Annotated in this window: 11 protein-coding genes and 1 pseudogene; 6 read left to right on the top strand and 6 right to left on the bottom strand. The window is 71.3% G+C overall.

What is annotated here, in order from left to right; all coding sequences use genetic code 11:
• Together ACFWBY_RS33710 and ACFWBY_RS33715 are read right to left on the bottom strand one after the other, a co-directional pair.
• On the bottom strand, positions 1-627 hold a 627-nt coding region (locus ACFWBY_RS33710; protein WP_385409744.1), incomplete at its 3' end, for a tetratricopeptide repeat protein.
• A 163-nt stretch (positions 628-790) separates the two neighbouring features.
• Positions 791-955, bottom strand: a pseudogene (locus ACFWBY_RS33715) (hypothetical protein); the annotation flags it as partial.
• A 69-nt stretch (positions 956-1,024) separates the two neighbouring features.
• Between ACFWBY_RS33715 and ACFWBY_RS33720 the strand changes: the two are divergent.
• On the top strand, positions 1,025-2,023 hold the full coding sequence (locus tag ACFWBY_RS33720; RefSeq protein WP_385342347.1) for a hypothetical protein: 999 nt from the start codon (positions 1,025-1,027) through the stop codon (positions 2,021-2,023).
• Between the two features lie 1,179 nt (positions 2,024-3,202).
• Here the strand turns inward: ACFWBY_RS33720 and ACFWBY_RS33725 are convergent.
• The gene (locus ACFWBY_RS33725; protein WP_385342349.1) at positions 3,203-3,532 is read right to left on the bottom strand and encodes a trypco2 family protein; all 330 of its coding nucleotides are present in this window, start codon (positions 3,530-3,532) and stop codon (positions 3,203-3,205) included.
• A 303-nt stretch (positions 3,533-3,835) separates the two neighbouring features.
• Positions 3,836-7,951, bottom strand: coding sequence for a MobF family relaxase (gene mobF, locus ACFWBY_RS33730; RefSeq protein WP_385342350.1), 4,116 nt, complete (start codon positions 7,949-7,951; stop codon positions 3,836-3,838).
• 325 nt (positions 7,952-8,276) lie between these two features.
• Between mobF and ACFWBY_RS33735 the strand changes: the two genes are divergently transcribed.
• Positions 8,277-9,905: an ABC transporter substrate-binding protein gene (locus ACFWBY_RS33735; protein ID WP_385337088.1), complete on the top strand. Its 1,629-nt coding sequence runs from the start codon at positions 8,277-8,279 to the stop codon at positions 9,903-9,905.
• Between the two features lie 162 nt (positions 9,906-10,067).
• On the opposite strand, the gene ACFWBY_RS33740 is transcribed toward ACFWBY_RS33735, so the two are convergent.
• Together ACFWBY_RS33740 and ACFWBY_RS33745 are read right to left on the bottom strand one after the other, a co-directional pair.
• Positions 10,068-11,135, bottom strand: coding sequence for a tyrosine-type recombinase/integrase (locus ACFWBY_RS33740; protein WP_385337091.1), 1,068 nt, complete (start codon positions 11,133-11,135; stop codon positions 10,068-10,070).
• A 120-nt stretch (positions 11,136-11,255) separates the two neighbouring features.
• Positions 11,256-12,230, bottom strand: coding sequence for a helix-turn-helix transcriptional regulator (locus ACFWBY_RS33745; protein WP_385337094.1), 975 nt, complete (start codon positions 12,228-12,230; stop codon positions 11,256-11,258).
• 80 nt (positions 12,231-12,310) lie between these two features.
• On the opposite strand from ACFWBY_RS33745, the gene ACFWBY_RS33750 reads away from it, so the two are divergent.
• From ACFWBY_RS33750 to ACFWBY_RS33765, 4 genes are all read left to right on the top strand, one after another.
• A complete protein-coding gene (locus tag ACFWBY_RS33750; RefSeq protein ID WP_385337097.1) occupies positions 12,311-13,045 on the top strand; it encodes an alpha/beta fold hydrolase in 735 nt (244 codons plus the stop codon).
• A 26-nt stretch (positions 13,046-13,071) separates the two neighbouring features.
• Positions 13,072-13,638 carry a hypothetical protein gene (locus ACFWBY_RS33755; RefSeq protein ID WP_385337099.1) on the top strand — a complete coding sequence of 189 codons (567 nt, stop codon included), beginning with the start codon at positions 13,072-13,074 and terminating at the stop codon, positions 13,636-13,638.
• Positions 13,639-13,913: 275 nt separating this feature from the next.
• A complete protein-coding gene (locus tag ACFWBY_RS33760; RefSeq protein ID WP_385337102.1) occupies positions 13,914-14,423 on the top strand; it encodes an AAA family ATPase in 510 nt (169 codons plus the stop codon).
• Between the two features lie 111 nt (positions 14,424-14,534).
• Entirely contained in the window at positions 14,535-14,696 is a 162-nt protein-coding gene (locus ACFWBY_RS33765) for a hypothetical protein (RefSeq protein WP_385337105.1), read from the top strand.
• Positions 14,697-14,763 lie beyond the last annotated feature (67 nt).

A 14,763-nucleotide genomic window follows, 5' to 3' on the forward strand; every position in this document is an offset into this window, starting at 1 on the left:
GTTGTTCAGACTGGTGGCGAGGTCGGGCAGGAAGGCGTCGGGGCGCAGCCCGGCCAGCTCCCGCCGGATCTCCACGGCCTCCGTGATCGCAGCCAGTCCTTCCTCCCGTCGCCCCAGGTCCCCCAAATGGTTGGAGAGGTTGTTCAGGCTGGTGGCGAGGTCGGGCAGGAAGGCGTCGGGGTGCAGCCCGGCCAGCTCCCGCCGGATCTCCACGGCCTCCGTGATCGCAGCCAGCGCCTCCTCCCGTCGGCCGAGATCCCCCAAATGACTGGAGAGGTTGTTCAGACTCATGGCGAGGTCGGGCAGGAAGGCGTCGGGGCGCAGCCCGGCCAGCTCCCGCCGGATCTCCACGGCCTCCGTGATCGCAGCCAGCGCCTCCTCCCGTCGCCCCAGACCCCCCAACCGGATGGAGAGGTTGTTCAGACTCATGGCGAGGTTGGGCAGGAAAGCGTCGGGGCGCAGCCCGGCCAGCTCCCGCCGGATCTCCACGGCCTCCGTGATCACGGCCAGCGCCTCCTCCCGTCGTCCCAGACCCCCCAGATCGACGGACAGGTTGTTCAGGACGGTGGCGAGGTCGGGCAGGAAGGCGTCGGGGCGCAGCCCGGCCAGCTCCCGGAACACGTCCACGGACTCCGTGATCGCAGCCAGTGCCTCCTCCAGCCGCCCCAGTCCCCCCCAACCGGATGGAGAGGTTGTTCAGACTCATGGCGAGGTCGGGGAGGAAGGCGTCGCGGCGCAACCCGGCCAGCTCCCGGTACACGTCCACGGACTCCGTGATCGCAGCCAGTGCCTCCTCCAGCCGCCCCAGACCCCCCAGATCGACGGACAGGTTGCTCAGGCTGGTGGCGAGGTCGGGGAGGAAGGCATCGGGGCGCAGCCCGGCCAGCTCCCGGTACATGTCCACGGACTCCGTGATCGCAGCCAGTGCCTCCTCCCGTCGGCCCAGATCGTTCAACCGGTTGGACTGGTTGTTCAGACTCCTGGCGAGGTCGGGCAGGTGGTTGGGGTCGCGGGTGCGCGTGCGGTGGTGGTCGACGAGGAGCTGGGTGAGGTGGGCGGCCCAGGGGGCGAGGTTGTGGCTGGTCTGGGGCAGCCGCTCGGCGAGCTGTTCCAGGTCGGGCAGGGAGGTACCGGGGGCGTCGGTGATCTGCTGGAGGGCGTCGAGGAGGGGCTGGGGGGCTTCGGTCTGGGTGATCACGGCGATGGCCGGTGCGGCCAGGACCGTGGCGTGGCGCGCGCACAAGGTGGTCAGGGCTTCGTCGAGCCGGTGGTCGAAAACCGGGTGGGCGGCGGCCCGGACGTAAAGGGTGAGGAGTTGGGTGGCTTGGTTGTCGGTGGCGTCGGGGACGAGGTGATCGGCAAGTTCGGGGTGGGCTTGAAGGTGGCGGCCGAGGAACCGCTCGACCAGTCGGTCGGGCTGCAGGGTGTCCCAGGGGCGGCCGCCGGACGGTGTGGGGTAGAGGGCTGCGATCCAGCCGCGTACGGCGCCGAGCCGGTCGTCGGGCTGCTTGGCAAGGCCGGGGACGCGGTGCAGGAGTTCCTCGGCCTGGGCTCGGTTCTCGGCGCCGAGGAGGAAGGCCGCTGCCAGCGCGTCGGTGAGGGTGTTCAGGGTCAGGGCCGGGTGCAGTCCGAGGGCGGTGGCGGTGGTGGTCCAGTAGCGACGTTCGTGGACCAGCAGTCGGTCCTCGACCCCCTGCGCGCCCGCGGTCCTGGTCCCGGAGCCGGCCGGGATGGAGACTGCGGCCGGGTCCTGGCCCGCACTGTCCAGCAGGTCGGCCAGTGCGGTCATGTGCAAGGTCAGGGCGGTTTCCAGACCTGGACGGTCCAGCGCGGCACCCGCGCGGTCCGCCATGGGGGCAGTGAGCCGGGCGGCGATGACCGGCCAGTCGTGGTGCTGCCAGCCGCGCACCCGCGGCAGGTGCGCTGCATAGCCGTGTACCGCCTCGCGGTAGCCCTGGGTGCGCGCGGCCCCGGGTTCGGGCTCCAGGGCAGGCACGGCGATCGCGTCGGCGCCGTCCAGTAGTTCCTCGGCGATCGGGCTGGCCGCGTGGAGCGCCGGCCACCAGTCGGCTGGGGTGCGGGCCAGCAGCAGCAGTCTGAACGCGCTGCCGCTGCCGGCGCCGTGACGGGCGGCGGCTTCCAGTAGCGCGGTCAGCTGCGGGGTGCGGGCCTCGGCGTAGTCGACGACGACCAGCAGCGGGACGGCCGCGTGCGAGAGCACCGCCAGGGCATCGACGGCCGCATCCCTGTGCAGCCACAGGGTGGTCCAGCCTTCCGAAGTCAGGGTGTCGGCGAAGTGCTGGGCCAGGCGGGTCTTGCCCTGGCCGCCGGGGCCGTGCAGCAGTCGGGCCCCGAAGCCGTCCTCCTGGCTCCAGGCCCGCAGGTCGTTCATCAGGCTGGTGCGGCCGCGGAAGGGCACGATCTGGCGTCGGGCCCGCAACAGCGCTGCGGAGGAGCCGACCAGGCCTGCGGTCACCGGGTCGGCGGCCTCGGCCAGGTGCTGCCATTCGATCGGCTCCAGCACCATGCCGGCCACGGGATCGTGTGCGGCAAGCGCGGCACGGAAGGCAGGGTCGTGCAGCAGTACATAGGCGGGGACGGCCTCGAGGTTGGCGTGGGAACGGCCCGCGGGGTCGCCGGCGATCACACCGGCCAGCAGGTCGCCACAGAACAGCGCCGCCCCCGACATTCCGCCCCACGGAGAGGACCCGTCCGTCGTGGCGGCCGGTGCGTGCTGGCCCAGATTCATCACGTACCGATTGCCGACATAGCGGTCTCCGGGGTTGAGCGTGCCCGACGGTTGCAAAGTGTCCACCGGCCGGCCGGGCCGCTGCACCACCTCGGGAACCCCCCACGCCTCACACGCGGTACCCGGCCGGTGGGTTACCAGGCGCCCCCAACGAACCGACGCCCCGCGCGGTGGGGGCCATGCGGGATCGTCGATGCGGACGAGGGCCGCATCGTCGCGTCCTCCGGGAGTCCCACGCCAGATCACCGTCCCGCACCAGGCCGGCGCCTGGCCCGGCCGAAACAGGGACACCGTGCTGCCGGGCGTGGGGACCACGTGCGCGGAAGTCAGCACCACCCGCGGACCGATCACATACCCGGACCCCGGCCCACCCGCGCCCTCGACAGCGACCACCCGCGCACGATCCACCCTCTGCCCCCGAAATCCCCCTCGTACTTCAGGCCCGCTGCACGATCAGCTCTCGATGTGACCGGAGAGGTCTCCCGGCCCCCGCAGGCGCCCGGCGTCACCACCCACCAACAGGTCGCCGCCACCGGACCGTCGCGGAGTGAGCGTGATCTTCACCCGGTGCGTACGAGCTCGGGCCGCTCCCGTCTCCACGTCCCCGGTGACCACCCACGCCTTGAATCCGGCTTTCGCCTTCAGATCCGCCCGCAACTCCACAGCGAACTCCAGCTCCACGGGTCCGACCTCGAATGCCAGGTCCTGCCCCGCCCCACGCGCCGCGGCCTCGAGCAGCTCATCACGCACTGCCGCCACCGCATTCGCCAGCTCGATCTCCACGACCCCACCCCCGTCAGCGTCCACTCGGCCGAACAGCCCAACCCCACACCACACCCGGTAGCCCGGGCAAGCCCTTTCGCGACCGCGGCCCCCTCAGGTGGCTCTCACACTCCCCGCCCAAGCGGCTCCCAAACCACATGCCGAAAGCGCTTCTTCTTGCCCTTGAGCCAGGAGTGCTGTCCCTCATGCGTCGGGCCACCCGCCGACGGGGCCTGGCACAGGGCTGCGCTGGGCGAGCAGACCTCGCCGCCACGGGAGAGCCGGTCGATCGCCACCGACGGCTCCTTGTGAAGGCCTGTCAGATCAACGGCTCGGCGTGCGGGGACCGCGGTCCTCGGCGGCGTAGACCGGTGCGAGCCGAGGCCGGGTCGATGCGGCAGGCGCAGCGGCAGGAGCCGGCGGAGGGAGCGGCCGGTCCTGTCCGCCGCTCAGGGCCGCGGTGCGTTCCTCGGTCTCGCGGGCGTGGCGGGCCGGCGCCGCGGCGCGCATCTCCTCGCGCAGGGCTGCCTCGCGTCGCATCACGGTCACGCGGTCGTCGTGCCGTGCGGCCGTGGCGCGGTGCGCCGCCGCGTCGGTGCGCAGTTTCTGGGCGTCCTCGGCGATCCGGGTGTCCATGCGGGCGGCCAGTACCGGGACGCGCTGACGCATCGCCTCCAGGAGGGCGGCCATCTCCTGCGCGTCCCTCGGCGGGGTCCAGTTCCCGCCCGGGCCGAGCAGGGAGACGTGCGGGTGGGCGGCGACGGCCTGACCGGCTTCGCGCAGTGCCTCGGCCGCGGCGCGCGACGCCCGGTCGGCGTCGGAGAGCGCGGCCTCGTACTGCTGTTGGTACTGGTCGGTGAGGGCGAGGGTCTCCCTCTTGCTGGTGCCGGCCAGGCGCAGGGCGAGTCGGCCCTTCTGCCCGGACGCCTCGATGCGCTCGCGGATGCGGCGCACCGACTCGGCGTGCCGCCGCGCCGCCGCGCTGCGCCCGGCTTCCTCGTGCGCCCGGTCGGTCCAGGCTCCGGCGCGGGCGAGGACCTCGTACGCGGCTGCGGCGAAGGCCCCGCCCGGGGTGGGCTCGGCGTCCAGCGCGTCCTGCTGCTCGGCGGCCCGGCGCTCGCAGGAGTCCGCGAGTTCCTGGGCACGCCGCGCGGCTGCGTGCTCCTCGGCCTGCCGGGCCGTCAGGTACGGGGCGGGCAGGTGGCCGTAGGGGCGCCGGCGCCAGGACGCGTACGCCTGATCCTGCGTCTCTTGAACCTCCTGAACCTCCTGAGCCTCCTGCGTCTTGGCGGCGGTCCGGGCGAGTTCGTCGGTGACCATCACGTCCCCGGCGTCTGCCTCGAGCCGACGTCCGTACGCGGCGACCGCGCGGTTCAAACGCTCGGCGTCGCTGCGGACCGGTCCGAGCGCGGCCCGGGTGGGATGGTCCTCCAGCTCCTCCAGCGGCAGGTGGAGGTGGCTCTCCCGGCGGGCGCGGGACATGGCCGGGTAGAGGGTGCGGGAGTCGGTGTGCAGTCCGTAGGCGATGGCGACCTCGGCCGTCAGCCCCTGCGCGGAGGCGACGGTCATGGCGTACGCGTGGGTGAGCCGGCCCTCGGCGATGTCGCGGACGGACATCCACGCCTCGTACGCGGCGAACCCGTCGGCATCCGGGCTCGGCCTGCGCCACTGGACGCGTACGCCCCGGCGCTCGTCCAGCGCCAGGACCACGCCGCGGAAACCGTTCAGGACGTCGACCTCGGAGGCGTCCCGCCGGCTGCGGTAGTCGTTGCGGCGGATGTGGACCAGGTCCCCGGGCGCGAAGGCGATCCGCTCCCCGCCAGCGACCGCGTACGTACGCCCCTGCTCCAGCTCACCGCAGGCGACGAGCGCGGCGCGGGCGCCGGCGTTGAGGGCGGCGACATCGGCGCGGCGGGCGGCGAGGAGCAGGAGCTCGGCGACCTGCCCGTGCGGGTCGCCCGCCCAGCGGGTACGGGCTTCGTTCCAGGTACCGAGCATCGCGGTCAGGGACTCGGCGGCGGTGTCCTCGGCGTGGACGCGGCCGTGCGCGGCGAAGGCGGCGAGCGCGCTGGTGCGGGCGCCGGTCCGCCAGTCCCGCAGGGCGGCCCGTTCCACGATGTCGCGCTGGCGGTGGTTCTCCGTGAGCTCCAGTCCGCCGACGAGGCGGTGGACGCGGGCGAAGGCGCCGCCGATGCCGACGGCGCGCAGCTGGAGCGGGTCGCCGACGGCGACGACCTTGGTGCCGGTGGCGGCCGCGTGCCGCAGGAGGGCGGCGAGCGCCCGGTCGTCGACCATCGCCGCCTCGTCGAGGACGAGTACCCCGACTCCGTGCAGGCCGCGGCCTTCACTGATCTCGCGGGTCCACGCGGCAACGGTCCGGGACTCGGTGCCCGCCTCGGTGCCCGCCTCGGCGGCCGGGTTCGCGGCGGCCGGGTTCGCGGCGGCCAGGTTCGCGGAGGCCAGGTTCGCGGAGGCCAGGTTCGCGGAGGCCAGGTTCGCGGCGGCGACCGCGGCCGTGGAGGCGCCGACGACGCGCAGTCCGGCCGCCTGCCAGCCGGTCCGGGCGGCCCGCATGAGCGTGGTCTTGCCGGCGCCGGCCACGCCGATGACGGCGTCGACCGCGTGCCCGCCGGTCAGGAGCCGTGTCACCACGGCGCGCTGCTCGGCGCTGAAGGCGAAGGGACGGCCGTCGGTGGAGTTCGAGTTCGCGTTCGCGACCTCGACGGAGGCGAGCGTCATCTCGGCGGCTTCGGCGGTGAGCCGGGCCAGGCCCCGGTCCAGTCCGGCCGTGGCGCACTCGATCACGCTCTGCTCGGCGGCCACGACCGTGGTGTGCGCGTAGCGCTGGCGGTGGGCGTGGTGGCCGCGGTTGGAGTCGGCCAGGCGCACCGCATGGCCGCCCACGGCGAGGACTTCGTCCGTGAGTGCCGTCAGCTGCTCGACCGACCGCAGGACGGGCAGCGTCTTGGCGACGGCAGCCATGACGTGCGTATGGGAGACCGTCTTGCGGGACGCGGTGAGCCCGTGTTCGGCGTCCCAGATCTGGGCGGCGATCTCGGCCGGTCCCGGCATCCGGGGGCCACCGTCCGAGGAGGGAGGGATCCCGTCCCAGCCGGGCAGCGCGGCCGCGACCATCGCGTCGACCGCGTCCTCACCGCCATCCGCCCCATCCGCCCCATCCGCGCCGTGCTCGCCATCCGCGCCGTGCTCGCCATCCGTGCCGTGCTCGCCGCGGCCGAGCACGGCTGCCGCGCGAGTACGCCAGGCCTCCCGCGGCGCGCCCGGCCCGGCCTCCTCCTTGGCCTCCGCGCTCCTGCGGGCGGCCGTCTTCTGCTGCTCCCGCGAAGCACCCTCGCCCACGAGCTCGACGACCTGCCGGTGCCGTCGGGAGAACGCCTCGCGCAGCCCTTCGCCGATCCCGGCCAGCTCCCACGCCCCGGTGCGCTCCGACCGCTCGAACGTGGCCCCGTACGACTCCGCCAGCCGCGCCCGGAGCCGGCCTTCGGCGATCTCGTTGACGAGGTGGGCGTAACGGTGCAGGTCCTCGCCTCCGCCCGCGATCGTGCGCCACTTGCCGTCCGCGCACTTGGCCATGTGCGCGATGTTCACGTGGACGTGCAGGTGCGGGTCGCCGGGCGACCCGTCCACCGGGCGCGCGGAACGGTGCAGCGTCGTCCAGCCGATCAGCCCGGACGTCTTCACCCGCTCGGCCTGCCGGCCCTCCCCGTGATGGCCGGCCATCCCGTACGCCGCCCACTGCTCCAGCGCGTCGACGGCCTCGCTTACGGACTCCAGCCAGTCCTCCTCGATCCGCCCGGCGAGCTCGGCGCCGGCCAGGCCGTAGGCGGCCGAGATGCTCTTCGGGAGGTCGAGGGTGATGTCCACGCCGCGCAGACCGACATCGACGCGGTGCCGCATCCACTTCCGCGCCTCGGCCACGCTGTCCGCGCCGTACAAGCCGTCCAGGTCCATGCCGGCGGCAGCGGCCAACTGCTCCGCATCGGCCAGCGGCAGCAAGTGCGCCTCGCCGTCCCGCAGGATCCCGCGCTCGGCCCGCGCGAACCGCTTCGCGAGCACGGGCCGCCCCAGGTACGCCGCGACCGTCATCCCGGACCCGGCCCCGGCGGCCGCGTCGCCGAGAGCGTCCACCAGCACCCGCGCGGCGAGCTTCCCGCGCGGATCGAGGGCCTTCTTGCGCACGACGAGCTGCTCACCGGTACGCCAGTCCCGCCCGTCCATCAGCGCGTGCGCGACGACGGGCTCCACCCGTTCCCCGGCGACGAGCCCCACCTCACCCAGCCCGCCGCCGATCCACCGCAGCGTGCTCTCCCCGGCGAGCCGGTACTCGACTTGGGCATCCTCGGCCCGGTCACATCCGCAGTCCTCGCTCAGGCGGTAAGCGACCTGCTCGGGGGCGTAGATGGGCGTCGCGTAACCCACTTGGCCACCCCCTCACCCGGTATCCATCACCGTGCACCATGATCGTGTATCGAAGATACCTGGAGTGCTAAGAGCTTTCTTCCAACTCCCGCTCATCGGCTCGGTCGTCCCCGACTTTTGTCCGCGGACAAAAGTCGGGGACGACCGAGCCGACAGAACTGTCGGGCGCAGGGTTGATGTCAGTGGGGGCGAACGTTGCCTGATGCGGCACCAGGAGTGACAGCCGTGGGGCGCGTGGCCGCAGACAGCCCAACCGGAGGTGTACGGGACTCCTCGTGGGGTGACATTGGGTTCTGGATGAGTCTTGGGACCAGGGAGGCGCTCGATGCACGGAGCCAGCCAGGCCAAGTGGGCCGGAGGGGTGGTGGCTGTCGCTCTCGCAGCGACGGCATGCGGCGGCGGGAGTGGCGCCGACGGTGGTGGCGACACTGACATCGTCAGCTCCTCCTGGGGCGACCCGCAGAGCCCGCTGGAGCCGGGCAACACCAACGAGGCGCAAGGCGCCAAGGTCCTGGACATGATCTTCCGGGGTCTCAAGCGGTACGACCCGAAGACCGGCGAGGCCAAGGACGCGCTAGCCGAGAAGATCGAGACGGCGGACAGCCAGAACTTCACCATCACCGTCAAGGACGGCTGGAAGTTCACCAATGGTGACCCTGTGACCTCGCAGTCGTTCGTCGACGCCTGGAACTACGCGGCCGACGTACGCAACCAGCAGAAGAACGGAGCGCACTTCTCGGACATCGTCGGATACGACGATCTGCACCCGGCCACTGGCGAGCCCAAGGCCAAGACCATGTCCGGCCTCGTCGTCAAGGACGACAAGACCTTCACGGTCGCCCTCAAGCAGAAGAACGGCACCTGGCCGCAGACCCTCGGCTACCAGACCTTCCTCCCGCTGCCCAAGGCCTTCTTCACCGACCACGCAGGCTGGCTGGCCAAGCCCGTCGGCAACGGCCCGTACACGGTGGACTCGTACACCAAGGGCACCGCGCTGAAGCTCCGCAAGTGGGACGGCTACCCGGGCGAGGACAAGGCGCGCAACGGCGGCGTGGACCTGAAGGTCTACACCGACAGCAACACCGCCTACACGGACCTGATCGCCGGGAACCTCGACCTCGTCGACGACATCCCTGTGCAGCAGCTGAAGCAGGTCAGAAGCGACCTCGGCGACCGGTACATCAACCAGCCGGCCCTCAGCATCCAGACCCTCACCTTCCCGCTGTACGACCCCCAGTGGAGCAAGGAGGGCATGGAGAAGGTCCGCAAGGGCATCGCGATGGCGATCGATCGCGACGAGATCACCCGGACGATCTTCCACGGCACCCGCATTCCGGCCAAGGACTGGACCTCCCCGGCCCTCCGGGCCAAGGGCGGCTTCTCCGACGACGTGTGCGGTGAGGTCTGTACGTACAACCCCACCGAGGCCAAACGCCTCATCCAAGAGGGTGGTGGCCTGCCCGGCGGCAAGATGACGCTGACCTCGAACATGGACACCGGCTCGCACCGAGAGTGGATGGATGCTGTGTGCAACAGCATCAACAACGCGCTGGGCGAGGGCCCGAGCTGCACCGTCAACCCGATCGGCACGTTCGCCGACTTCCGTGACCAGGTCACCGCGCACAAGGTCCGCGGTCCCTTCCGGTCCGGCTGGCTGGGCGACTACCCGTACATCCAGGAATTCCTCAAGCCTCTCTACTACACCGGAGCCCCTTCCAACGATGCGATGTTCAGTGACAAGCGCTTCGACAGTCGCGTCGATGCAGCCCTGGAGGAGGCAGACCTCGCCCGGGCGACCAGCCTGTTCGTGGATGCCGAGAAGGTCCTCGCCGAGCAAGTGCCGGTAATCCCGCTCTGGTACCAGAACGGAACCGCCGGATTCTCGAAGCGCCTCTCGAACGTGACGCTCAACCAGTCCAGCACTCCGGTCTACGACCAGATCAAGGTCGGCTGACACCCGGTGGCCGCGGGGTCCCCCGCCGCCGGACGCCTGGACGGCCCAGGCCGGAGCGTCACCGAAGACGCCGTCAACTCCCGCGCGCCGCGACGCGTACGTGGGGTGTGACCGAGATACGCACCAAAGGGGCAACGAGATGATCTTGAAGCCCTGATCCGCTTACGTGCGGCGACGTGCAGCGGGGTCGCGTGCGGCGACGTGCCGGGCAACCGAGTCGACGCCGGGGCGGGCGTACCGCTCCGGGGAGCGGACGGAGGCGTGGCGGGAGCGGGCCAGCAGCATCGGGGTGGAGGTGCCGCCCTCGGCGTCGTGCGTCAAGGCGCTATGGCGGAGCCGGTGCAGCGTGAAACCGTCCAGGTCCTCGATGTCCTCGGGTGAGGCGAGCGGGTTGGCCAGCAGTCGGGTGTTCTCCTCGAAGATCTCCTCGGCCCGGCGGTACGACAGCCTCGCCCGCCCGGTCTCCGGGCACACGTCCAGCGTCGGTGTCCCGGCCGGTGCTTTGCGTCCGGTGAGGAACAGCGGGCCGCGGTTGCGGCCCGCGATCAGGCGGGGCAGCAACTGGGCGGTGCCGGACTGCCAGTGAATCCACTCGGTCGCCCCGCCCTTGGCCAGGGTCCGGCCCCGCTTGTCGCCCGGGTGCAAATCCTCAACGTTCAGGCACAGCACCTCATCGGCTCTCGCCGCCGATTCATAGAGCATCTTCCAGCACGTTTTCTCCCGGAGTCCGACGTCCAGGCGCCACAGGGCGGCGATCTGGTTCTCCGCCAGGGCCTTGGTGCGGTCCGGCGGTGCCGGCCGCCGCTCGATGCCGATCGTCGGGTCGCCGACGATCCAGCCCTGGTGCTGCCACCAGGCGATCGCCTTGCGCACGACGGACAGCTCCCGGTTGACGGTGTCGGCGTCCATCGCGTCCGCCCGCGCCGCCGCCAGTTCGGCCAGGGCCTCCGGCAGCGCCGGGTCGTCGATCGCCGCGACGGGGAAGACGGGCGGCTTCGCGCCCCGGCGCGCGGGTCCGGTCGGTGCTGGTTCGCCGGCGAGCATCCACCCCCACGTCGTCAGTGAGATCCGGTAGATCCGCGCGGAGGACTTCGCGATGCCCGCGCCGGTGAGGTACCGCTCGACCGCCGCGGTGTACGACGCGGGCGGCGCGGCGAAGGGCACCACCCGGGCACGCGGCAACCGCAGCACGCCCCCGCTTCCGAGTTCGGTCACCGGTTCGATCGCCATGCCCACCCCACGCTTCCGGTGCTGCCGCAGTAAATGCGCACACCTCGCCCCTGCGGCCGGAATGCCCCGCCGCAGGTCGCGGTGATCACCGTAGAGCCCCTGCCGCAGTAAATCCGGCATTTACTGCGGTAGTTCTTCCGGCTCCCGCTGAGCGGCTGCGGTCAGCTGGTCGGCGAGGTTCTTGAGCGCCTGTCGTAGTTCGTCGGGGTGATGGATGGTGAAGGGCCATTCCAGGGAGGCGAGCATGTGGGCCATACCGTCCAGCCGTTCTGCCCGTGCGTGCATCAGGACGCTGGTGGGCTGGGCGGTGAGGGTCACCGCTGAGCGAGGCAGCCGGCGGGCGATCGCATCGAGGGGGCCATGGATCGTCACCTCGACCTGCCAGCGGTAGGGCCCCTGGGCCAGGCTTGAGGTCAGGTAGGCGACGGGGTCGAAGCCGTCCGGGGTAGTGAAAGGGCGGGTTCGGGGCGTGACGGAGGCGATGCGATCGATACGGAAGGTCCGCAGGCTGTCGCGGAGGTGGTCGTGGCCGACGACGTACCAGCGTCCGGTGTGGAAGACCACGCCGTAGGAGTCGAGGTCGCGTTCGGTGTGCTCCTGGCGCCAGGACTGGTGGCTGATGCCGACCGTGATCCGGGCGCGGGATGCCTGGGCCAGGGCCAGCAGGACGCCGGTCCCGGGTGCCTGCCCGATGACGGCGTTGGCGGTGAACGAGAGGGTCTCCCGCATGGCGGCGAGCGGTTCGCGCAGGGCGTGCGGGAGCACCCGCTCGATCTTGGCCAGGGCACCGGCACCGGCCGGTGCGGCCGTGCTCATACCCAGACGTTCCGCGGCGAGCAGACCCAGTACAACGGCGAGAGCCTCGTCGTTGGTGAGGACCAGGGGTGGCATCCGGTAACCGCGGGCCAGTCGATAGCCGCCGTGGCGGCCACGTTCGGCCTCCACGGGGATGCCCAGTTCCCGCAGGTGGGCGGTGTACCGGCGCACCGTGCGGACGTCAGTATCCAGGCGGTCTGCCAGCTCTGCCCCGGTAAGTCGGGCGTTTGACTGGAGGAGTTCCAGCAGGGTCAGCACACGTGTCAGGGGATGCGACATGGATCACTCGACATTTCAGGGCGGATTCTGTCCTGTATCGACTCTACGCTCCGAGCAGCACCTCACTTCAGGGAGATCACATGGCCACCTTCGTACTCGTTCCCGGCGCCTGGCTCGGGGCGTGGGCCTGGGAAGACACCGCCCGCGCTCTGCGAGAGCGCGGCCACACAGCGCTGCCGCTGACACTGACCGGCCTGGCCGAACACGCAGACCAGGGCGGACCCCAGACGGACCTGGACACGCACATCGCGGACATCACCGGATTCGTCGAGCGGAACGATCTGCGCGACGTCACGCTGGTCGCCCACAGCTACGCGGCTGCCCCGGTGACCGGGGCAGCCGGATGTCTCGGCGACCGGCTGGAGCGCGTGGTCTATGTGGACAGCGCCCCGTTCGCCGCGGGCATGTGCATGCTCGACCTCATGCCACCGCAGGCAGCGGACCAGCTGCGCCAGCAGGTCGACGCTTCTGGCGACGGGTGGCGGCTACCGATGCCGCCGTTTGAGGTCCTGGGCTTGTCCAGCAGCCTCGACGGGCTCGATGAGGGCCAGCGGGACGTTCTGCGCTCGCGTGCCACCCCTCAGCCGTTCGGCGCCTTCACCCAGCGTCTCGACGGCCCGGCCGAGCCCGGTCCCGGTGTGGACCGTGTCCTGGTCGCCTGCCATGACTTCACGGGACTGCTGGATGCCGGGGTGCCGATGCTGGCCTTCCTGAACCAGCCGCCATGGCGGCGCTTCGATCTGCCCACCGGGCACTGGCCGATGCTGTCCGCGCCCGCCGAACTCGCCGGCATCCTCGACAAGGCCGTCTCCTGACCGCGCTGGATGAGAAGCACAGCCCGATGCATGACCACGAAAGCCTCGGCAGGCTGCGGGCCCACGCCCAGGCCCTGGCCGGCGGAGCACGGGAGACATCTGCAGAGGCGGTCGTCCGACGGGTCTTCGCCATCCAGTCCCAGGACGCCACGGCCGCCGACCTGGGTATCCGGGTACGCGGCCGGGACGTCACCGCCCAGGCCATCCGCACTGCATACGAGGACGAGCGGAGCAAGGAAGTCGAGCACTTCATGCGTGCGGGGGCCGCTCGCGCGGAGGCCACGCTCGCCGTCGTCCATCCCACCGCGTCGGCCGAGCCGTTCGTCCACGGCCTGATCGACGCGACCGCGCCGGAGGCCACGTTCTCCCTCGGGACCGTCGATCAGCTCGTACTCGCCGCCCAGCCCGCACGTCACTGGATGCTGCGGCTGTTCGGACTGTCCTGCAAAACCGTGATCATCGACGAGGCGCACGCCTACGAGCTCTACCAGGCTGTGAAGCCGACTCGGCATCCCCGCACACGCGGGGCACATGACGTCGGTTTCCCTAGAAGGGGCCATCCCCGCATCGCGGGATCCGCCGCACGGCGGTGACCCGCAATCTACCCAGTCACCGCTCCCGCGCACAGCACCCGCGTTCCACGCGCCCGCCCGGCACGCTCCGAGCGGAGCGGCTTTCGAGCGCTGTTCCCGCCCTCCGCCGAGGAGCTTGTCCGGAGGCGTGAGGGCCCCGACTTTTGTCCGCGGACAAAAGTCGGGGCCCGCGTACGCGCCACTCCGGGCGTTCCTGACCGCTTGACCGGTCGCAGCGAAGTTCGAGCGGTCTCACCGAAGTCCGAGCCCGTTGACGAGGGCCTAGGGTAGGAAGAATGGAGATCATTCTGGTGAGCGGGCCCTCGGGCTCGGGGAAGACGACCGTCGCGCGGATCCTGGCCGAGAGCATGCTGTCTCCCGGCGTGCATCTGCACACGGACGACTTCTATGCGGCGATCAAGCAGGGGGCTGTGGCGCCGTATCTGCCGGAGGCGCAGGCGCAGAACGAGACCGTCACCGGGGTGATCGCACGGGCCGCAGCCGGATATGCCGCAGGCGGCTACCGCACCGTGGTGGACGGGGTGGTCGGGCCGTGGTTCCTGGGTGCTTACGAGACGGCGGCCCGGGCCGCGGGGGTCAGCCTGTCCTATGTGGTGCTCCGACCCGATCGGGAGACCGTGCTCGACCGCGGGACGGGCCGCTCCCAGCACCCGCTTACCGACCGGGAGATTCTCGGCCAGATCTACGACGGTTTTGTCGACCTCGGCCCGTACGAGACGAACGTCCTCGACTCCACTGGACTCACCGCGCAGGAGACCGCGGAGGCCGTGCTCAAACTTCGATGAGACGGCTCAAGGTCCGGTGCGACAAGCCCGTCCGGACGACCGGCGATGATCCGCGTATGGAGATATCAGATCGGCTGACGCGGGCTGCGGAGGACGGCGACGTGGCTGCAGATGGCGCGCTGGCTGCTCGGCCGCGGCGCGACACCGACGACGTGTGCCTTGGACTGGGCCTACCACCGCGCACGGCAGTCACCGGAGAATGCGGAGAAGTACGCGGCCGTCATCCACGCCCTGCATGCCGCACTGCACGAAGCCCGGACCGACCAGGTCTGAGTAGCACGGTCGAGAGATGACACGAGGGGCCCACCGCGGCGGAGATCGCTCGCGGTGGGCCCCTAGG

This window comes from Streptomyces sp. NPDC060049, from assembly GCF_042736715.1.
Classification (GTDB): domain Bacteria; phylum Actinomycetota; class Actinomycetes; order Streptomycetales; family Streptomycetaceae; genus Streptomyces.